Source organism: Nioella sediminis (assembly GCF_001879695.1).
GTDB classification, from domain to species: Bacteria; Pseudomonadota; Alphaproteobacteria; order Rhodobacterales; family Rhodobacteraceae; genus Nioella; species Nioella sediminis.
In genome coordinates this window covers 1-18,836 of record NZ_MNBL01000031.1, presented here as the reverse complement: position 1 = coordinate 18,836, position 18,836 = coordinate 1, and the positions used below count along the sequence as shown (strand labels likewise).

Sequence of the window (18,836 nt, the reverse complement as noted above, 5' to 3'; positions counted from 1 at the left end):
AGGATTTTCCAGAAAATCCTTCATGGCATGAAAAATCTTCGGGAAGATTTTTCGGGGCGGCAAAATTCTTCCGGAAGAATTTTGGGTCCGCCCCGAGGTGGATCACTGAAGGTCGGCGAACGCCCTTTGCAGGCGCTGTACGACGGCCTCCACATTGGCGCGTGGCGTGGCGAGGAGGAAGCGGTTCCACAGCTCTGACCCCGTGCCGAACCAATTGCCGGGGGCGGGGGTGATCTGCGCTTCGCCATTCACGCGCCGCGCGATCTCTTCCATCGTCATGCCGGTACCGGAAAAATCGACCCAGGGCAGGTAGGTGGCCTGAAGGGGCATCGACCAGACGCCGGGAATGGCGTTCACGCCCTCGTCGAAGATGCGGCGGTTTTCTTCGAGGTAGTCCATCTGTGCGGCAACCCATGCGTTGCCGTCCGGCGAATAGGCCGCCTGAGAGGCGATGGCACCAAGCGTCGTCGCGTCGTAGTTCAGTGCAGTGAGCCGGTCTTCCATCTGGGCGCGCAGTTTGTCGTCGGGAATGATGATCTGGCCCACGCGCAGACCGGCGAGGTTGAAGGTCTTGGATGCAGCGAACAGCGTGACGGTGCGGTCGCGATGCTCTGGCGCGGCGATATCCATGGGTATATGGCTGTTGCCCGCATAGACGAGATCGGCATGCACCTCGTCGCAGACCAAAATCAGGTCATGGCGTGCGGCGAAGTCGGCCACCTGACGCAATTCCTCGACCGTCCAGACCCGGCCAGAGGGGTTCTGGGGAGAACAGAACAGAAGGATTTTTGTCTTCGGGGTCAGCGCTGCTTCGGCGGCGTCCCAGTCCAGTTCATACCGGCCATCGACAAGCGCGAGCGGCAGTTCGACATGGTTGCGATGTGCCCGCTGCGTTTTCAGCCGGAACTCGTGATAGACCGGGGTGAAGAACGCGATGTCGTCGCCCGGTTCGCTCCAGACATCGAGGCAGAGGGCAATCGCCATGCCGAGCCCCTGGGCCGTTAGCACCCAGTCGGGGTCGACCGACCAGCCGTGGCGGGTCTGCATCCACCAGCAGACGGAGTCGACATAGCCCTTTCGGTCGAAGCCGTAGTTGAAGATTCCTCTCTGGGCTTCCTTGGTCACCGCCTCGATCACGCAGGGCGCACTGGGGTAGTCGGAATCGGCCACATGCATGGCGATGCCATCCGGGCCGACGCCGAACCTGTCCATACTATCCCATTTGCCGCTGAAAGTGCCGATCATCGGGTGAAGCGTGTCGAAGTCCATGGAATCCTCTGGTGGTCGTTTCGGGCTGGAAGCTAGCCATTCCGGGGCCGGGTGCAAGGGGGCGTTGCGGCACAGCGCCGGATCGCTTATCTGGGGCGCATGCTGAGACCGATCCTGATCCATCCCGACCCGCGACTGAAGAAACTGGCCGACCCCGTGGCGGACCTGTCGGACGATTTGCGCGGGCTGGCCGGCGACATGCTGGAAACCATGTATGACGCGCCGGGCATCGGCCTTGCCGCGCCGCAGATCGGCGTGTCGAAACGGCTGATCGTGCTGGACTGCGTGAAGGAAGAGGGTGAGGCCCCCCGGCCCCTGGCCATGTTCAACCCCGAGGTGATCGCGTCCTCGGATGAGACCAGTGTTTACGAAGAGGGCTGCCTGTCGATCCCCGAGATCTATGCCGAGGTGACCCGCCCCGCCGAGGTGGAGGTGCGCTGGATGGATCTTGACGGCAAGGAACAGCAGGAAGTGTTCAAGGGGCTTTGGGCGACCTGTGTGCAGCACGAGATCGACCATTTGGACGGCAAGCTGTTCATCGACTATCTCAAGCCGCTGAAGCGGCAGATGATCACCCGCAAGATGGTCAAGCTCAAGCGGGAACGGGCGCGGGAAAAGGCGTGAGCGTTCTGCCTATCCTGTGCTGGCCCGATGCGCGGCTGAAACAGGTCTGTGCGCCGGTCAGTGGGGATGTGTCGGCGCTGGCCACCGATATGCTTGACACGATGTATGCCGCCAAGGGGCGCGGTCTGGCCGCGCCTCAGGTGGGGCATATGGTGCGGCTGTTCGTCATGGATACCGGGTGGAAAGAGGGCGCGCGTTGCCCAAGGGTTTTCGTGAATCCTGAGGTGGAGCCGCTGACCGAAACGCTTGAAAGCGGCGAGGAGGCCTGCCTGTCGATACCCGGTGTCGCGGCCCGTGTGATGCGCCCGCCGGAGGTTCTGATCCGCTGGACGGATCTGGATGGTGTGGGGCACGAGGCGCGGATGACCGGGTTCGACGCGCGCTGTGTTCAACACGAGGTCGATCACCTCAATGGGCTGGTGATATTCGACCGGCTGCCCCCTGACCACCGCGCACAGATGGAGAAAGACTATGCCCGTTAGACCCTTCGTGATGTGGCCGGACAAGCGGCTGCGGACCCCTGCCGAGCCGGTGGGTGAGGTGACAGACGAGATACGCGCGATCTGGGAGGATATGATCGAGACCATGGACGCGATGCCCGGCGTGGGGCTGGCGGCGCCCCAGATCGGGGTGATGCTGCGATTGGCGGTGGTCGATGCGTCGAATGAGCGGGGCAAGGCGGTACGGATGGCCAATCCGCAGATCCTGCATTCCTCGATCGAACTGCGCCCGCATGAGGAGGCGAGCCCGAACCTGCCCGGTTCCTATGCCAAGATCGAACGGCCCCGCGCGGTGACGGTGACCTATATGGATCATCACGGGATGACCGTGCGCAAGGATTTCGTGGGGTTGTGGGCGACCAGTGTTCAGCACCAGATCGACCACCTGAACGGCAGGATGTATTTCGACAATCTCAGCAAGGTGAAGCGCGACATGTTCCTGCGTAAGGCGAGGAAGCGGTGATGCGGATCGGACCGGAGAAGCGCGAATGAGGGTCGTCTTCATGGGCACGCCTGAGTTTTCGGTGCCGGTGCTGGAGGCTCTGGTCGATGCGGGGCATGACATTGCCGCCGTCTATTGCCAGCCGCCGCGCCCTGCCGGGCGGGGTAAGAAGGAACGCCCGACGCCGGTTCATGCGCGGGCGGTGGAGCTGGGGCTGGAGGTGCGCCATCCGGTGTCACTGAAAGGGGCGGAGGCGCAGGCGGAATTCGCTGCGTTGAATGCAGATGTGGCGGTTGTCGTGGCCTATGGGCTGCTGCTGCCGCAGGCGGTGCTGGATGCGCCCCGGCTTGGTTGTCTCAATATCCACGCCAGCCTGTTGCCGCGCTGGCGGGGCGCGGCGCCCATTCACCGGGCGATCATGGCGGGGGACGCGGAAACCGGGGTCTGCATCATGCAGATGGAGGCGGGGCTCGATACCGGGCCGGTGCTGCTGCGCAAGGCGGTCACGATTGGCACCGAGGAGACCACGCAGGACCTGCATGACCGGCTGAGCGCGCTAGGCGCGGCGGCCATCGTGGAGGCGCTGGACCGGTTGCCTGAGTTGGTGCCGGAGGCGCAGCCCGAGGCGGGCGTCACCTATGCCCACAAGATCGACAAGGCAGAGGCGCGGCTGGACTGGACCCGGCCCGCGGACCAGATCGACCGGCAAATCCGGGGTCTGTCGCCTTTTCCCGGTGCCTGGACGACCTTACATGGTAGAAGGCTGAAACTGCTGCGCTGTCGAGTGGCGGAAGGGTCGGGCCTGCCCGGCGAGGTTCTGGCGGGTCTGACGATTGCCTGCGGAGAAGGGGCCATAGAGGTCACCGAGGCGCAGATCGAGGGCCGGGGGCGGCAGGATGCGGAGACCTTCCTGCGCGGCACGGCGGTGGCGCCCGGCACGGTATTGGGAGAGTAAGGCAATGATTCTGTTCACGTTTTTTGGCTCAATCTTCATTGCTGTGGTAGTCGCCATCCTGTTCGAAAGATGGGGCATCACCCGCAATGGCTACCCGATGTCGATCCTCATCGCGCTCGGGGCGGTCGTGGTGCTGTTCTTCCTGCGCTCGCTCTTTCATCTGCGGATCGGCTCGCCCGGTCTGGATGCGATCATCGGGGCCTCGGCAGCGCTGATCCTGATCCCTGTTGGGGCGGCACGAGGGCGCGGTCGCCGCAACCGCAGACGCTGAATTTCGGGGGCGCTGTCTTCCAATAGGGGCCGGGAGTGGCCATATTCATCCCATGGGTATCGTTCTTTACATGATCATCATCGGCGCGGCGGCGGGCTTTCTGGCCACGCGCATCATGGATGTGCGCACCGATGTGGTGACCACGATCGGCATCGGCATTCTGGGCGCGATCATCGGCGGGCTGGTGCTGCGGTTCCTGCTGGCCGTGATGGGAATGCTGTCGGGCTTCGTCGGCGCGATCTTGGGGGCGCTTTTGCTGATCTGGATCTGGCAGACTTACCTGAAGCGCTGATCACATGCGCGGCGGGCGGGCCTTGTAGACGGGCAGGCGCCAGCCGAAGAGCAGCGATCCGGCCCGCAAGGCGAAACAGGTGATCATGCAGGCCAGGATGGGCGCCAATGGATGCGGCGTGAGGGCAGCAGCAATGAGCGCGGCCCCGGCGCCTGCGAAGGCCGCTGTCACGTAGAGCTCCCCCTGTTTCAGAACCAGCGGCACCTCGTTGCAGACCACGTCGCGCATCAGCCCGCCCATGGTGCCGGTGGCGACCCCCATCACGATAACGATCCCCGCCGACTGATCCAGCGCCTGCGCCACGCCCGCCCCGGCAGCGACGGCAATGGCCAGCGCCAGCGCGTCGAGCCACAGCAGCACCTTGTAGCGGCTTTCCAGCAGGTGGGCAGTGAAGAAGACGGTAAGAGCGGCGGCGCAGGCGATGGCCAGCGGCGTGGGGTCACCCACCCAGAAGACCGGATCTCGGCCCAGAAGCAGGTCGCGCAACGTGCCGCCGCCGACCGCTGTCAGGCAGGCGATGAAGAAGAACCCCACGATATCGAGCTGCGCCCGGCTGGCGACCAGCGCGCCGGAGAGGGCGAAGACGAGGACGGAGGCGTAGTCGAGGAGCATCAGGGTCATGGTGGACGCCCTTTGACAGGTTTGCTGCGTGTGGGGAAGGGGGGAAGGCCGTTCGAACGGCCTTGGGACGCGGTTTCGAAACCGCGATCCTGCGCTTGTGAAACGGGTCGGGGCAGAGGCAGCCAGTTGGGGGCTTTTGGCTGCGATCATGGCGGTGCGGAAGGCCGTTCGAACGGCCTTGATATGCGGCTTCGAAGCCGCATCCCCGCGCCCGGATCAGGCTTTCTTGAACGGGGCCATTCCGGCGCGGGCCAGCTCATCCGCGCGTTCGTTTTCCGGGTGGCCGGCATGGCCCTTGACCCATTCCCAAGTCACCCGGTGGCGGGCCTGCGCCTCGTCTAGTCTCTGCCACAGGTCCACGTTTTTTACCGGCTTCCTGTTCGAGGTCTTCCAGCCGTTGCGCTTCCAGCCGTGGATCCAGCCGGTGACGCCGTTCTTCACATAGGCGGAATCCGTCACGATGGTGATATCCGAGGCGCGCGTCAGGCTTTCCAGCGCGGTGATCGCGGCCAGCAATTCCATCCGGTTGTTGGTGGTCTCGGCCTCGCCGCCGCTCAGTTCCCGTTCCTTGACGACGGTGTCGCCGTCTTTCGCTTGCAGCAGCGCGCCCCAGCCACCGGGGCCGGGATTGCCGGAGCAGGCTCCGTCGGTATAGGCGAAGAGATCGGGCATCAGAAGATCAGGTCCACGGCCAGCGCGTTCACCACCACTAGCGTCAGCAGCACGCGCAGCCGCATCCACCATTGGGGCGCGAGGCCCCGTTTCCAGTAATGCCGGTCCAGCGCCAGAAGGCCGAGGAAGCCAACGATCAGCGCCGCCGCCGCCCGGTCCGCCCCACCGCCGGTCATGAAAAACGCCCATAGCGCCGGGAGAACGGACAGCGCGTAGCCCTGCCAGCCGCTGCCCTGTGCGGCGAAGCCCCAGAGCACGCCGGACATGAAGGCAAGGATGATCGCGCCGTAGAACAGCTGCACATAGGGGCCGACAAAGCGCGGCCCCAAGACCTCGGTTCCCCATTCGGCCAGGCCCGGCAGCACAACGGTCAGCGCCCCCCACAGAAAGGGGATCAGGCCAGCGAGGCCAAGCAGCAGGGCGGGGCGGGGGATCGGGGTCATGGCGAGGCTCCGGGGCAGTGGCGGTCCTTATCGCGGGCGGGGCCGGGAAGGGCAAGCCCTGCGGGTCAGCCCCTGTGCGCGGTCAGCAGGATGAAGCGGTCAACCGTGCCGGCCAGCCCCGCGCCTTCCCCGGATGTAGCGCGGATATCGGCAAATCCAGCCTGTGCAAGCAGGTCGCGCAGCTCCGGTTCCTCGTAATAGGCGTAGAACCGGCCGAGGCTGTCGCGGTGTTCGCCCGATCCCAGCTTCAGGCCCAAATAGAGCGTGCCGCCGGGTCTCAGCGCCCGGTGGATGGCGGCGAGGTGGCGAGGGAAGTCCGCTTTCGGGGCGTGCAGCAGCGAAAAGCTGGCCCAAATGCCATCATAGGCCCCCGTTTCGGTCAGGTCGTCGAAACTGCCAAGCCTTGCGGCAACGCCCTTCTTCTGTGCGGCCTCGACAAAGGCGGGGGTGGCGTCGATGGCGCTGACGGTGAACCCCTCAGCGGCCATCCGGGCGGCATGCAACCCCGGCCCGCAGCCCAGATCGAGGATCGCGCCGCCCTTGGGCAGCATGGACAGGAAGCCGTCGAGCGCCTGCTTCTCGCCCTCGCTGAACTCAAGCGCGGCGTAGTCGGCGGCTTTCTTTGTGTAGGTGTCGAGGGTTTCCCGGTCTGCCATGTCAGGCCCTTTCCAGTGCCAGCCGCAGGCCGAGCCCGGCGAAAACGGCGGCGAAGCTGCGGCTCATCCAGCGCATCGCCCGCTCGCTGCCGAGGATGGCCTTGCGGGCGAAGGCGGCGAAGGTGCCATAGAGCGCGAAGACCGCGAAGGTCATCGCCATGAAGACCCCGCCAAGCAGCGCCATTTCGGCGGTGGCTGAGGCCGGGTTGCCCGACAGGAAGGGCGGCAGCAGGGCGAGGAAGAAGATCGACAGCTTTGGGTTGAGGATGTTGATCAGCGCGCCGCGCGTGGCGATGCGCGGGCCGTTCTCCACCGTCTGCGTGGCCTCGACCCTCAGCGCCCCGCCCTCGCGGAGCGCGCTATAGGCCAGCCACAGCAGGTAGGCGACGCCCGCCCATTTCACGATGTTGAAGATCAGCGCCGAGCTGTGCATCACCGCCGCCAGCCCGAGCGCCGCCGCCGCGATATGGGGGACGATCCCGAAGGTGCAACCAAGGGCCGCCCAGATGGCGGCGCGGCGGCCTTGCCCCAGCCCGAGGGCCAGCGTGTAGACGACGCCGGTGCCGGGGGCGAGCACCACGACGAGGGCGGTCAGAAGGAACTGTGCGGAAATCATGAATGGGCCTTTCGGGTAAGGGTTTTGGCATGTTGTGCGATGGCGATGGCTTCCCGCGATGTGGCGTAAAGCTGACCATCGGGCGACACTTTGTAGGAGCAGAAATAGAGCCCCGGTTCGGGGGTAGGGGCGCCGCTGGCCACGGGGTGGCCCGTGGCATCGAGCGCGGCGCAATCGGGGCCCAAAAGCGGGCGCAGATCGACATTGTAGCCGATGGCGGCGATGATCGTGTCGAAGGGGGCTGCGGTGCCGTCGTTGAACTGAACCTCGGCACCGTTCAGCCGCTCGATACCGGGTGTCACCGCGATGCGGCCTGCCTTGATCGCGCTTAGCGTGCCGGTGTCGATTAGCGGGATGCGGTCATCCTCATGCACCAGCGCGGCGGGACCTTTGGCCATGGAGCGCAGGCCGTAATCCTCGGGCCGCCCGACCGCCAGGCGCAGGACGGGGGCGGTCAGCGCGTCAGCCACCTTGTAGCCGAGCGCCTTGGTCATCAGCCCGAAAGACGTGATCGGAATGCCGAAAAGTTGCTTGGGCAGGATATTGACCGGCCCGCGCACGGACAGGGTGACGTTGATGCCCGCGCGGGCCAGATCCAGCGCGATATCGCCGCCAGAATTGCCGAAGCCCACGACCAGAACGCGCTGACCGGCGAAGGGGGCGGGGTTGCGGTAGCGGCTTGAATGCAGGATCGGGCCATCGAAGTCACCCGGCCAGTCGGGGTGGCGCGGGATGCCGTTCACGCCGGTGGCCATGACGACGATATCCGCCGTTTCCGTGCCGTGCGAATGGGTGACCTGCCAGCCTTCGCCAGTCTTCTCGACCTTTTCGACCGTGCAGCCGAGGCGCGGGGACAGGCCGTGATGGGCGGTATAGGCCTCCAGATAGGCGATGACATCGGCGCGGCTCGGGTATTTGCCAACGCCCCTGGGATAGTCGAGGCCGGGCAGGGTGGAGCGCCCGCGCGCCGTGTGCAGATGCAGGCAGTCATAGTGGCTGTGCCAGCTGCTGGCGATGGTCTCGGCGCGGTCGAGGATCACCGGCGTGATCCCTTCGGCCTTCAGGCAGGCGGCGGTTGCCAGCCCGGCGGGGCCTGCGCCTATGATGACGGCCTTCATGACTGTCCCTCCCTGTCCTGTCGGCATCGCGGGGGGCCTTGAAGGGGCGGGTCACGCCGTTGCAAGGGACGGCCCGCTGCGGAAGAAGCTGACATCGTTGGTGAAGACGCTGTCGGGCACAAGGCGGATCAGGCGGCCTGACGGGTCCTCGATCTTCGCCACTTTGTCGATGAACCACGGGTTCCACGCGGCCTCGTCCGGGCCAAGGTAGCGCGCCAGAAGACGACGGAAGAGCGCCGGGTCCATCGGCTCTATGGTGGCGCTGCCTCGTAGCCCAAGATGGCGCAGGATGCCGCCCGCGTTGTCATACTGCACGATCTCGACCGCGACACGCGGATCGCGGGCGATGCGTCGCGCGGAACTGGCGGTTTCGCCCGACAGCATGTGGAGCGCGCCTTCTTCCCAGTGGAACCAGACCGGGGCATTCCTTGGCGCGCCGTCCTCTGCCAGCGTGGCAAGATTGGCCATGAGCGGCAGGTGCAGAATGTCCTCTGGGTCGAAGGGCGTGGGCATGGCTCAGGCCATCTGCCGCAACACGCGCGGGACCTTGAATTCCACGTTTTCGACGGCGGTTTCCACCTGTTCGACGGTCACGTCATAGCGGGCGCGGAACGCGTCGATCACTTCTTCTACAAGAATTTCGGGGGCCGAGGCCCCGGCGGTGACGCCGACGGACCCGATGCCCTCCAGCGCGCGCCAGTCGATGTTTTCAGCCCGTTGCACAAGCTGGGAATAGGAACAGCCCGCCTTGGCACCGACCTCCACCAGTCTGCGGGAATTGGAGGAATTGGGCGCCCCCACCACAAGGATCGCATCAGCCTTGGGGGCAATCGCCTTGACCGCTGCCTGCCGGTTGGTGGTGGCGTAGCAGATGTCTTCCTTGTGGGGGCCGACGATGGCGGGGAAGCGCGCCTGAAGGGCGGCGACGATGCCCGCCGTATCATCGACCGACAGAGTGGTCTGGGTGATGAAGGCCAGCCGTTCGGGGTCGCGCGGGGCAAGGCCCGCCACGTCAGCTTCGGTCTCGACCAACAGCACCTCGCCCTCGGGCAGCTGGCCCATGGTTCCGATGGTCTCGGGGTGGCCCGCATGGCCGATCATGACCATCTGCAACCCGTTGGCGTGGTGGCGTTCGGCCTCGATATGCACCTTGCTGACCAGCGGGCAGGTTGCATCGACATAGACCATCTGGCGGGCTTCCGCAGCCGCGGGCACGGATTTTGGCACGCCATGGGCGGAAAAGATAACCGGGCGGTCATCGGGGCAATCCTCCAGCTCCTCCACGAAGATGGCCCCCTTCGCGCGCAGGTCGTCCACGACGAATTTGTTATGCACGATTTCATGCCGGACATAGACCGGCGCGCCCCATTTCTCGATTGCCATTTCAACAATCTTGATCGCCCGGTCGACACCGGCGCAGAAGCCGCGTGGGGCGGCGAGATAGAGGGTGAGGGGCGGTTTGGTCATCGGTGGCTCCTTCGCTTGGGCCAACAGGTAAGGCCATGGGGCAGGCGCGTCCAGCCCACGCAAAGGTGACCGGGCAGGTGATTGCACCCGGCGGCGGGATCGTCCGTTATGGTCAGGCGTGACCAGAGGAAAGGACCAACCCCATGCTGATGCCCCGCCAGAAGACCCCGGATTTGAGCCTGCCGACCACCGATGGCGCGGGGTTTACCCTGTCTGCCGAGTCGAATGCGCGCGGGACCATTATCTGTTTCTATCGAGGTCTGCATTGCCCGCTCTGCGCGACCTACCTGACCGAACTGACCCGATTGCTGCCGGAATTCGCCGAACGCGGTGTCGGCGCGGTGGCCGTCAGTTCCGATGGCGAAGACCGCGCCCGCGCGATGCAGGAAAAAGTGGGCGGCCACGGGCTGCGCTATGCTTATGATCTGCCGCTTGCCACGGCGCGTGACGATTGGGGGCTGTTCATCTCGACCTCTCGCGGCACGACCTCTATCGGAATCGAGGAACCGGCCCTGTTCGCGGAGCCCGGCCTGTTCCTGATCAACCCGGACCAGACGCTTTATTACATGTCGGTGCAGACCATGCCCTTCGTCCGACCGCATTTCCGGGAACTGCTTGGCGCGGTGGATTTCGCCATCGCCAACAGCTATCCGGCGCGGGGGGAATATACCGGGGATCTGTGAACGCATCCGGCCTACCCCTGGAACAGTGTTGTCAGACGTGTCAGGGCGACCCTGGCACGTGCGTCGATCTGGGCCGCTGACGGGGGCGGCATGGCCCCGGTGACGCGACGCACCTGCCAGTCACCCACCAGAAGCGACAGGTAGGTTTCGGCGATATCGCCGGGGCTGCCCGCCAGTTGCCCGGTGGCGCAGGCGCGGTCCATGACGCCGATGATCCAGGGAAAGACCCGCTCTCGTCCGACCTTGCCGAGCGTCTGGCCAAGCGTTCCGGTCTTGTCAGCCGCAGCCGCCCGGTTCAGCGCGACGGCGCGCGGGCTGGTCAGCATTGTCAGAAGCGCCGGGCCGAGGCTGGAAAGCTCAAGGATCGGATCATCGGACCGGGTTTCTTCCATCACGGCTCGGACAATCTCCGTATTGCGGGTGATCAGCGCGGCAAACAGCCCGGTCTTGTCGCCATACCAGCGATAGAGCGTTTCGTTCGAGGCCTTGGCCTCTTTGGCCACGGCCAGCATCGACAGGCCTTCGAATCCCTTGGCCTCCAGCACGCGATAGGCGGCGTTTTCGATCTGTTTGGCCCGAGCTTCCCGCGCGTCTTCCCGCATTTCTTGTCCTTTGCTGTTGACGGCTACCGTAATTCGAATTACGGATTTCGTCAATAACCGTAATCAAAAATACGCCAAGGAGACATCATGACCCAATCTTCCCGTTCCTCTCAGGCGGCGCTGGCCGTTCTGATCATTCTCCACCTGTTCATGCTGGCCACGCTTCTGGCCGGTATTGCCCCGCATCCGCCGGCGCAGATTCCGTTGTTCGGGCTGGCCCCGTTCTTTGCTGCGACCGTCTCGGCCCTTGCGGCGGCGATGATGACCGGTCCCGTGGAAAGCCGGGCCGGGCGGGGTCTGACGGTGCTGGCGATCCTGCTGTCGCTGGTGTCTTTCGGGCCGCACAAGGTGATCGACCCGGCCTTTCCGCTGATCTGGCCAGCGGTCGTGACCGCTTGGGTGGCCATCGGTGCACTTGTGTTGCGCATGATCGCCGCCCGCAGGGGCTAGCGCATCGAGGGGGTTGTTCCGCTCACGATCCGGTGACTTGACCTTCCAGCGGGGGAAGCCGCGAAAGAGGTTTCACAGAACCGATGGAAAAGGACCAACCCCTTGAAACCTGTCACCCTTCTTGCTGTTGCCGCAGGCCTTGCCACCATGGCTGGGGCTGCGGTGTGGGCCAGCCATGACGACGGCCCCGGCCTGTTGCCCTATGATCACCCGGACGCCTTGGCGCGCGGTGAAGCGATCTATGCCGAAACCTGTGCGAGCTGTCACGGGGCTGACCTGTCGGGGCAAGACGGCGTGGATTGGCGGGTGCGGGATGCGGATGGCTATCTGCCCGCACCGCCGCATGACGAAACCGGCCACACATGGCATCACCCTGACGAGGTGCTGATCGCCATCACCACCCATGGCACCGAGGCGCTGATCGGGGGCGACTATCGCAGCAACATGATGGGGTTCGGCGAGGTGCTGAGCGAGCAGGAGATCCTCGACGTGCTGGCCTATATCAAAAGCACCTGGCCCGAACGGGTCATCGAGATCCATGACGGGATCAATGCGCAGGCGGGCGGCTAGGGGCTTTGTGACGAGGTCACAGAACGTGTGCGTCTGCCCGTGCTATCCTTGCCTTGCCAGACGAGGAGTGCGGGACGGATGACCGATGACAGAACCACCCATTGGGACAACCGCTATGCGGGGGCGGAGCCGCAAAGCCTGAGCTGGTTCGAGGCCGCGCCCGCCCTGTCGCTCAGGCTGATCGGGCAGGCAGCAGGACCGGAGGCGTCGGTGATCGACATGGGCGGCGGGGCGTCCCGCATGCCCGATGCGCTGCTTGAGGCAGGCTACAAGGATATCACGGTGCTGGACCTCTCTGCCGAGGCGCTGGCCCTGTCCCGCGCGCAGCTTGGCGAGCGGGCCGCGGCGGTGGACTGGCAGGTGGCCGATGTCACGCATTGGCAGCCCGCCCGGCGCTATGACCTGTGGCATGACCGGGCGGTGTTCCACTTTCTGACAGATGCCGGGGACCGGGCCGCCTATGCGCGGGCGCTGAATTCCGCCTTGGCGCCGGGGGGAACCGCGATAATCATGAGTTTTGCCGATGACGGGCCAGAGAGATGCTCTGGCCTGCCGGTGCAGCGCTATGCGCCTGAGGATCTGGTGGAGGAGATTGACCGGCTGTTGCCTGGACTGTTCGAGGTGAAGGAGACAGGCCGTTTCGCCCATATGACACCCGGCGGGGCGGAGCAGCGGTTTCAGTACACCGTCTTTCAGAAGCGGGCCGGCACGGGCTGACCGCGTTCCAAACCCTGACAAAGAAAAACCCCGGCGCGATGGCCGGGGTCTCTTTCCGATCAGTTGTCGGCGGTCTCGTAATCGGACCGCTCGTTTATCCGCGGTTCACGCGGGGGGCGTCCGACGACCTCTTTCAGCTCATCCAGCTCGATGAAATTGTCCGCCTGACGACGCAGATCATCGGCGATCATCGGCGGCTGGCTGCGAATCGTGGACACGACCGATACCCGGACACCCTTGCGCTGCAACGCCTCGACCAGCGGGCGGAAGTCGCCATCGCCGGAGAACAACACGATGTGATCGACATGGGGGGCAATCTCCATGGCATCGACCGTCAGTTCGATATCCATGTTGCCCTTGACCTTGCGGCGCCCCTGGCTGTCCACGAATTCCTTCGCGGGCTTGGTCACCATGGTGAAGCCATTGTAATGCAGCCAGTCCACCAGCGGGCGGATCGGAGAATAGTCGTCATTCTCCAGAAGCGCGGTGTAGTAGAAGGCCCGGAGCAGTTTGCCCCGCTGCATGAACTCCTGCCTGAGAAGTTTGTAGTCAATGTCAAAGGCGAGCGCCTTTGCCGCTGCGTACAGGTTGGAGCCGTCTATGAAGAGCGCCAACCGTTCGTCCCGATAAAACATGATTTCTGGTCCCGTGAGTGATAATCGTCGACCGCGACCGGTGTATGTGAAATGAAATGGCCTGAATCACGATCAACAATGAACATCGAGAATAAGTGATCGGGCGCGCTTTGCAACGACCAGACCGTAACATTTCTTTCACAAACGCCGTAATTGCGGCGGGGTCTAACCTATCGGATATGGATAATATATCCGAAGGTATAGTTTCCAAAGCGATTTCTGATGTTGCGCGGCTGGCGGGTGGGAATCCGCTGGTGTCACGATTCTACCGGACCCCGGCTTTCCCCGCCGGATCAGGGCCGGATTTCGTGAATGCGGCGTTCTCCATCGACTGGTCGGGGACGCCTGAAGCGCTGCTGGCGCTACTGCACCGGGTCGAGGCAGAGGCAGGCCGCACCCGCACCCACCGTTGGGAAGCGCGGGTGTTGGATCTCGATCTTGTGGCGTTCGGTGATTGCGTCCGACCGGATGCGGAAACCCAGACCGAATGGCGCAATTTGCCGCTTGAACAGGCCGCGACCTGCGCGCCTGACCGTCTGATCCTGCCCCATCCTCGATTGCAGGAGCGGGGGTTCGTGCTGGTGCCCATGGCCGATATCGCGCCCGACTGGCGCCACCCGCTGACAGGCGAGACGGTGACCGAGATGCTCTCGGCCCTGTCGCCCGCGGAACTGGCTGAAATCCGCCCGATTGAAGGGGATTCGGGCCTTGTCTTTCCTCGGAGCGGTGGATAAGTAGGGACCTTGCGCCCCCCTCCTGCAACACATTCCGGAGAATGATATGGCCCGCGTGACGGTTGAAGACTGCGTTGACAAGGTTCCGAACCGGTTCGAACTGGTGATGCTCGCCGCCCACCGGGCGCGCGAAATCTCGGCTGGCAGCCCAATCACCGTGGATCGTGACAACGACAAGAACCCCGTCGTGTCCCTGCGCGAGATCGCCGAGGAAACCCAGCTCGCAGATGACCTGCGCGAACGCCTGATCGAGTCGAACCAGACCCAGATCGAGGTCGATGAGCCGGAAGAGGACGCGATGGCCCTGCTGCAGGGTGTCGAGGCCGACCGCCCCGCCGCCGATGACATGTCGGAAGAGCAGATGCTGCGGCAGCTGATGGAAGCGCAAGGCCAGCGCTGAGGCTTCTGATCGGAACAGGACAGGCATGATCGACGTCGAAGACCTTCTGAGCCTGGTCCGCAACTACAATCCGAAATGCAATGAGGCCCTGCTGCGCGGGGCCTATGCCTATGCAAAGGACATGCATGAGGGGCAATATCGCCGGTCCGGCGAGCCCTATTTCACGCACCCGGTCGAGGTGGCCGCGATCCTGACCGAGCAGCGGCTGGACGATGCCACCATCGCCACCGCGCTGCTGCATGACACGATCGAGGACACCAAGGGCACCTATACCGAGATCGCCACCCGCTTCGGATCGGACGTGGCGGAACTGGTCGATGGCGTCACCAAGCTGACCAATCTGGAGCTTTCCAGCCGCGAGACCAAGCAGGCGGAGAATTTCCGCAAGCTGTTCATGGCCATGTCCAAGGATCTGCGGGTGATCCTGGTGAAGCTTGCCGACCGGCTGCACAATATGCGCACCATCAAGCATATGCGCCCGGAAAAGCAGGCCCAGAAGGCGCGTGAGACGATGGATATCTATGCGCCGCTTGCAGGCCGCATGGGGATGCAGTGGATGCGGGATGAACTGGAGGACCTGTCCTTCGCCGTTCTGAACCCCGACGCACGCAAGTCGATCATGCGCCGCTTCGTGACGTTGCAGAAGGAATCGGGCAACGTCATCCCCAAGATTACCGACGATATCGAGCTGGAGATGGAAAAGCACGGTGTCACCGGCGATGTGCTGGGGCGGGCGAAAAAGCCTTTCTCGATCTGGCGCAAGATGCAGGAGAAGGATCTGGCCTTCTCGCGTCTGTCGGACATCTACGGGTTCCGCGTGATCACCAATAGCGAGGATGATTGCTATCGGGTTCTGGGTGCGATCCATCAGCGCTGGCGCGCGGTGCCGGGTCGGTTCAAGGACTATATCAGCCAACCCAAATCGAACGGCTATCGCTCGATCCACACCACGGTGTCAGGCCGCGACGGCAAGCGGGTCGAAGTGCAGATCCGCACCCGCCAGATGCACGAGGTGGCCGAGGCGGGCGTTGCCGCGCATTGGTCTTACAAGGATGGGGTGCGGGCCGAGAACCCCTTTGCCGTCGACCCCGCGAAATGGCTGGCCGGGCTGACCGAACGCTTCGAGATGGCCGAGGATCATGACGAGTTCCTCGAACATGTGAAGCTGGAGATGTATTCCGACCAGGTCTTTTGCTTCACGCCCAAGGGCGATGTGGTGAAGCTGCCCAAGGGCGCGACGCCGCTGGACTTTGCCTATGCGATCCACACGCGGATCGGGCATAGCTGCGTGGGGGCCAAGGTCGATGGCATCCGCGTGCCGCTGTGGACGCGGTTGAAAAACGGCCAGTCCGTCGAGATCATGACCGCCGAGGGCCAGAGCCCGCAGGCCACATGGATCGACATCGTGACGACGGGCCGCGCCAAGGCCGCGATCCGGCGGCTGCTGCGCGAAGAGGACCGGGGCCGCTATATCCGGCTTGGGCAGGAACTGGCGCGCGTGGCGTTCGAGCATGTGGGCAAGAAGGCCACGGACAAGGCGCTCGAAACGGCCGCAAAGACCATGCACATCGCCAGTGCCGACGAGGTTCTGGCCCGAATCGGGGCCGCGGAGCTGTCGGCGCGCGAGGTTGTGGCCAAGCTCTACCCCGAACTGGTGGGCAAGCCGGAGTCGCAAGAAACCGTCGGTCGCCCGGTGATCGGCCTGCCAAGCGGGGCCGAGATGAACCGGGCCCAGTGCTGCCAGCCAGTGCCGGGGGAACGGATCGTGGGTGTGCCCTACAAGGGGCGTGGGCCGATTCTGCATGCGATTGACTGCCCGGCCTTGGCCGATCTCGACGCCATGGCCGACAACTGGATCGACGTGCACTGGACCGAGGGCCGCCACGCCGCCGTCCACAATGTCACCATCAATGTCACGATCAGCAATGATCAGGGCGTCCTGGGGCGAATCTGCACATTGATCGGCGAACAGAACGCCAATATCTCGGACTTGCACTTCATTGACAGGAAACCGGACTTTTTCCGCCTCCTTATCGATATAGAAGTAAGAGACGCCGAGCATTTGCACGCCGTGATGATGGCCGTAGAGGCCGACAGTGATGTTGCCACGTTGGAGCGCTACCGGAACCTGGACCGGCGGCCCTGACGCGGGAAGAGCTTTGGAGGGCGAACACCCGATGGTGTTCAAGCGCAGAGATTCCCGCCACTGGATGACAGTGGTCGCGCACTGGTTCTACCCGCGGGGCGGGTGGGGCCGGGCCATCCAGTATGTCAAGTATCGCCTTCATCGCCTGCCCGGCACCCCCGAGACCATCGCGCGCGGCGTGTTTGCCGGGGCGTTCACGGTATTCACCCCGTTCTTCGGGCTGCATTTCATCCTTGCGGCCCTGATTGCGCGGGTCATGCGGGGCAATATCCTGGCCGCGCTGCTGGCCACGTTCATCGGCAATCCGCTGACCTATCTGCCGATCGCGCTGATCTCGATCCATACCGGGCATTTTCTTCTCGGCACAGAGGCGGGGGGGATCGGCGGCAATATCGGCCATGCCTTCGCAGGGGCCTGGCGCGATCTGAAGCATAACTTCCTGGCCATGTTCACGCCCGAACGCGCGCATTGGGACGAGTTGCTGTCTTTCTACAATGATCTGTTCTTTCCGTTCATGGTCGGCGGCATCATCCCCGGTCTGATCTGCGGCACGGTCTGCTATTACCTTTCAGTCCCCGTGATCCGCGCATATCAGCAGCGACGCCTTGCCAAGCTGCGCTCGAAGATGAACAAGATGCGCAGGCAGGCCGAGAACCGGGCCGACTAAGCCCTTCGGGGCGCGTCTTGTAGGAGAATGACCATGACCAGCCGTCCCCGGCTCGGGGTGAATATCGACCATGTGGCAACTGTTCGGAACGCACGCGGCGGCGATGTGCCGGACCCGGTGCGCGCCGCCTTGTTGGCGGAACAGGCCGGGGCCGACGGGATCACCGCGCATTTGCGTGAGGATCGGCGGCATATCTCGGATGACGATATCGAGCGGCTGATGGCGGCGCTGACCGTGCCCCTGAATTTCGAGATGGCGGCGACGGACGAAATGCAGAAGATCGCGCTGCGCCACAAACCCCATGCGGTCTGTATCGTGCCCGAAAAGCGCGAGGAACGGACAACCGAGGGCGGGCTGGAAGTGGCGCGCGAGGAAAACCGGCTGGCCCATTACATCGCGCCCTTGCGCGAGGCAGGCTGCCGGGTGTCGATCTTCATCGCCGCCGACAAGCGCCAGATCGAGGCGGCGCACCGGATCGGGGCCGAGGTGATCGAACTTCATACCGGCGCCTATTGCGACGCCCATTCGGAGGGCCGTTTTGACGACCGCGACCGGGAGCTGGAGGCATTGCGCGAAATGTCCGTCTTCGCCAATTCCCTGGGGCTGGAGGTGCATGCGGGCCACGGGCTGACCTATGACACCGTGCAGCCGGTCGCAGCGTTTCCCGAGGTGATGGAGCTGAATATCGGGCATTTCCTGATCGGAGAAGCCATCTTCCGCGGCCTCACCCCCGCGATCCACGAAATGCAGCGCCTGATCGAGGAGGCCCGCGCATGAGGCTTGCCTGCCTGACCACAGCCGCCATTCTTGCCGCTACGCCGATCGCTGCGCAGTCCATGCGCGACTGCGATACGTTCGAGGCCAATGCCCGCAACACCTATGGCCCCTACGCGGAAACGATCCGCGAATTCGCCAATGGCGCGATCCGGGTGATTGCTCTGGATGTCGGCGAACCGGCGGGCGGGAGCTTCCATGTCATGGTGACCTATCCGCACCCGGAAGACCCCTGGCAACACTGCGCGTTGATTTCGAGCGAGGCCAATATCGGCTTCGGCTGGCTGAACATGGCAGAGGTGGAGGCCAGCTATGACCCCGCAATCGGCCTGAGCGTGACGATCCCCATCGAATCTGTCAGCGGCGTGGCCAGTTGGGACCAGATTCTGACCATCACGGTCAATCAAGCCACGGGCACTGTCACCCCGGTGCTGAGTGGAAACGCACCGGCCCCGGCGCCCACGGGCAGCAAATGAGCGGCTATGAGTTTGCAGCGCTTCTGCTGGCCTGGG

The 18,836-nt window shown here is 64.2% G+C and carries 27 protein-coding genes; 16 read left to right on the top strand and 11 right to left on the bottom strand.

The window, feature by feature from the left end; all coding sequences use genetic code 11:
* Positions 1 to 102: 102 nt before the first annotated feature.
* Entirely contained in the window at positions 103 to 1,269 is a 1,167-nt protein-coding gene (locus tag BKY26_RS03695; RefSeq protein ID WP_071689054.1) for a MalY/PatB family protein, read from the bottom strand.
* A gap of 99 nt (positions 1,270 to 1,368) precedes the next feature.
* Here BKY26_RS03695 and def (BKY26_RS03690) point away from each other — a divergent pair, with 99 nt between their 5' ends.
* Genes def (BKY26_RS03690) through BKY26_RS03665 form a run of 6 tightly spaced genes read left to right on the top strand, consistent with a single transcriptional unit; the run spans position 1,369 to position 4,353 of the window.
* Entirely contained in the window at positions 1,369 to 1,893 is a 525-nt protein-coding gene (gene def / locus BKY26_RS03690) for a peptide deformylase (RefSeq protein WP_071689053.1), read from the top strand.
* Complete coding sequence (def, locus tag BKY26_RS03685) at positions 1,890 to 2,375, top strand: peptide deformylase (protein WP_071689052.1); 486 nt, start codon at positions 1,890 to 1,892, stop codon at positions 2,373 to 2,375. Before def (BKY26_RS03690) ends, def (BKY26_RS03685) begins: the two co-directional genes overlap by 4 nt.
* Positions 2,365 to 2,856 (top strand): peptide deformylase, encoded by a 492-nt coding sequence (def, locus tag BKY26_RS03680; RefSeq protein ID WP_071689051.1) that lies wholly within the window; start codon positions 2,365 to 2,367, stop codon positions 2,854 to 2,856. Before def (BKY26_RS03685) ends, def (BKY26_RS03680) begins: the two co-directional genes overlap by 11 nt.
* Positions 2,857 to 2,881: 25 nt before the next feature.
* The gene (fmt, locus tag BKY26_RS03675) at positions 2,882 to 3,790 is read left to right on the top strand and encodes a methionyl-tRNA formyltransferase (RefSeq protein WP_071689050.1); all 909 of its coding nucleotides are present in this window, start codon (positions 2,882 to 2,884) and stop codon (positions 3,788 to 3,790) included.
* Between the two features lie 4 nt (positions 3,791 to 3,794).
* A complete protein-coding gene (locus BKY26_RS03670) occupies positions 3,795 to 4,061 on the top strand; it encodes a hypothetical protein (RefSeq protein WP_071689049.1) in 267 nt (88 codons plus the stop codon).
* A 52-nt stretch (positions 4,062 to 4,113) separates the two neighbouring features.
* Entirely contained in the window at positions 4,114 to 4,353 is a 240-nt protein-coding gene (locus BKY26_RS03665) for a hypothetical protein (RefSeq protein WP_071689048.1), read from the top strand.
* On the opposite strand, the gene BKY26_RS03660 is transcribed toward BKY26_RS03665, so the two are convergent.
* The 8 genes from BKY26_RS03660 to ispH all read right to left on the bottom strand — a co-directional run bounded on the left by BKY26_RS03660 (position 4,354) and on the right by ispH (position 9,946).
* Positions 4,354 to 4,974, bottom strand: a complete 621-nt coding sequence (locus BKY26_RS03660; protein ID WP_071689047.1) for a trimeric intracellular cation channel family protein — start codon at positions 4,972 to 4,974, stop codon at positions 4,354 to 4,356.
* Between the two features lie 216 nt (positions 4,975 to 5,190).
* Positions 5,191 to 5,646: a ribonuclease HI gene (gene rnhA / locus BKY26_RS03655; RefSeq protein WP_071689046.1), complete on the bottom strand. Its 456-nt coding sequence runs from the start codon at positions 5,644 to 5,646 to the stop codon at positions 5,191 to 5,193.
* Entirely contained in the window at positions 5,646 to 6,089 is a 444-nt protein-coding gene (locus BKY26_RS03650) for a DUF3429 domain-containing protein (protein ID WP_071689045.1), read from the bottom strand. Before BKY26_RS03650 ends, rnhA begins: the two co-directional genes overlap by 1 nt.
* 65 nt (positions 6,090 to 6,154) lie before the next feature.
* A complete protein-coding gene (locus BKY26_RS03645) occupies positions 6,155 to 6,745 on the bottom strand; it encodes a class I SAM-dependent methyltransferase (RefSeq protein WP_071689044.1) in 591 nt (196 codons plus the stop codon).
* A 1-nt stretch (position 6,746) separates the two neighbouring features.
* Positions 6,747 to 7,361 carry a LysE family translocator gene (locus tag BKY26_RS03640; protein ID WP_071689043.1) on the bottom strand — a complete coding sequence of 205 codons (615 nt, stop codon included), beginning with the start codon at positions 7,359 to 7,361 and terminating at the stop codon, positions 6,747 to 6,749.
* On the bottom strand, positions 7,358 to 8,479 hold the full coding sequence (locus tag BKY26_RS03635; RefSeq protein WP_158514294.1) for a flavin-containing monooxygenase: 1,122 nt from the start codon (positions 8,477 to 8,479) through the stop codon (positions 7,358 to 7,360). The genes BKY26_RS03640 and BKY26_RS03635 overlap by 4 nt, the downstream gene beginning before the upstream one ends.
* Positions 8,480 to 8,530: 51 nt before the next feature.
* Complete coding sequence (locus BKY26_RS03630; protein WP_071689041.1) at positions 8,531 to 8,992, bottom strand: pyridoxamine 5'-phosphate oxidase family protein; 462 nt, start codon at positions 8,990 to 8,992, stop codon at positions 8,531 to 8,533.
* A gap of 3 nt (positions 8,993 to 8,995) precedes the next feature.
* Complete coding sequence (gene ispH, locus BKY26_RS03625) at positions 8,996 to 9,946, bottom strand: 4-hydroxy-3-methylbut-2-enyl diphosphate reductase (RefSeq protein ID WP_071689040.1); 951 nt, start codon at positions 9,944 to 9,946, stop codon at positions 8,996 to 8,998.
* 143 nt (positions 9,947 to 10,089) lie between these two features.
* On the opposite strand from ispH, the gene BKY26_RS03620 reads away from it, so the two are divergent.
* The gene (locus tag BKY26_RS03620; RefSeq protein WP_071689039.1) at positions 10,090 to 10,629 is read left to right on the top strand and encodes a peroxiredoxin-like family protein; all 540 of its coding nucleotides are present in this window, start codon (positions 10,090 to 10,092) and stop codon (positions 10,627 to 10,629) included.
* Between the two features lie 11 nt (positions 10,630 to 10,640).
* Here the strand turns inward: BKY26_RS03620 and BKY26_RS03615 are convergent, their stop codons facing one another.
* Positions 10,641 to 11,231, bottom strand: coding sequence for a TetR/AcrR family transcriptional regulator (locus tag BKY26_RS03615; RefSeq protein WP_071689038.1), 591 nt, complete (start codon positions 11,229 to 11,231; stop codon positions 10,641 to 10,643).
* A gap of 87 nt (positions 11,232 to 11,318) precedes the next feature.
* On the opposite strand from BKY26_RS03615, the gene BKY26_RS03610 reads away from it, so the two are divergent.
* The 3 genes from BKY26_RS03610 to BKY26_RS03600 all read left to right on the top strand — a co-directional run bounded on the left by BKY26_RS03610 (position 11,319) and on the right by BKY26_RS03600 (position 12,968).
* Positions 11,319 to 11,681, top strand: a complete 363-nt coding sequence (locus BKY26_RS03610; RefSeq protein WP_071689037.1) for a hypothetical protein — start codon at positions 11,319 to 11,321, stop codon at positions 11,679 to 11,681.
* 102 nt (positions 11,682 to 11,783) lie between these two features.
* Positions 11,784 to 12,251, top strand: a complete 468-nt coding sequence (locus BKY26_RS03605) for a c-type cytochrome (protein WP_227434913.1) — start codon at positions 11,784 to 11,786, stop codon at positions 12,249 to 12,251.
* Between the two features lie 78 nt (positions 12,252 to 12,329).
* Positions 12,330 to 12,968 (top strand): class I SAM-dependent methyltransferase, encoded by a 639-nt coding sequence (locus BKY26_RS03600; RefSeq protein WP_071689036.1) that lies wholly within the window; start codon positions 12,330 to 12,332, stop codon positions 12,966 to 12,968.
* Between the two features lie 59 nt (positions 12,969 to 13,027).
* Here the strand turns inward: BKY26_RS03600 and BKY26_RS03595 are convergent, their stop codons facing one another.
* Complete coding sequence (locus BKY26_RS03595) at positions 13,028 to 13,603, bottom strand: LabA-like NYN domain-containing protein (RefSeq protein ID WP_071689035.1); 576 nt, start codon at positions 13,601 to 13,603, stop codon at positions 13,028 to 13,030.
* A gap of 95 nt (positions 13,604 to 13,698) precedes the next feature.
* On the opposite strand from BKY26_RS03595, the gene folK reads away from it, so the two are divergent.
* The 6 genes from folK (at position 13,699) to BKY26_RS03565 (ending at position 18,800) form a co-directional block, all read left to right on the top strand.
* Positions 13,699 to 14,337 carry a 2-amino-4-hydroxy-6-hydroxymethyldihydropteridine diphosphokinase gene (folK, locus tag BKY26_RS03590; RefSeq protein WP_227434912.1) on the top strand — a complete coding sequence of 213 codons (639 nt, stop codon included), beginning with the start codon at positions 13,699 to 13,701 and terminating at the stop codon, positions 14,335 to 14,337.
* A gap of 46 nt (positions 14,338 to 14,383) precedes the next feature.
* Positions 14,384 to 14,737 (top strand): DNA-directed RNA polymerase subunit omega, encoded by a 354-nt coding sequence (gene rpoZ, locus BKY26_RS03585; protein ID WP_071689033.1) that lies wholly within the window; start codon positions 14,384 to 14,386, stop codon positions 14,735 to 14,737.
* A 25-nt stretch (positions 14,738 to 14,762) separates the two neighbouring features.
* Positions 14,763 to 16,883, top strand: a complete 2,121-nt coding sequence (locus BKY26_RS03580) for a RelA/SpoT family protein (protein WP_071689032.1) — start codon at positions 14,763 to 14,765, stop codon at positions 16,881 to 16,883.
* A gap of 64 nt (positions 16,884 to 16,947) precedes the next feature.
* Positions 16,948 to 17,550 carry a DUF2062 domain-containing protein gene (locus tag BKY26_RS03575; protein ID WP_321184862.1) on the top strand — a complete coding sequence of 201 codons (603 nt, stop codon included), beginning with the start codon at positions 16,948 to 16,950 and terminating at the stop codon, positions 17,548 to 17,550.
* Between the two features lie 33 nt (positions 17,551 to 17,583).
* Positions 17,584 to 18,327, top strand: a complete 744-nt coding sequence (locus BKY26_RS03570) for a pyridoxine 5'-phosphate synthase (RefSeq protein WP_131541759.1) — start codon at positions 17,584 to 17,586, stop codon at positions 18,325 to 18,327.
* The gene (locus BKY26_RS03565; protein ID WP_071689029.1) at positions 18,324 to 18,800 is read left to right on the top strand and encodes a hypothetical protein; all 477 of its coding nucleotides are present in this window, start codon (positions 18,324 to 18,326) and stop codon (positions 18,798 to 18,800) included. Before BKY26_RS03570 ends, BKY26_RS03565 begins: the two co-directional genes overlap by 4 nt.
* The last annotated feature ends 36 nt before the right edge of the window (positions 18,801 to 18,836 follow it).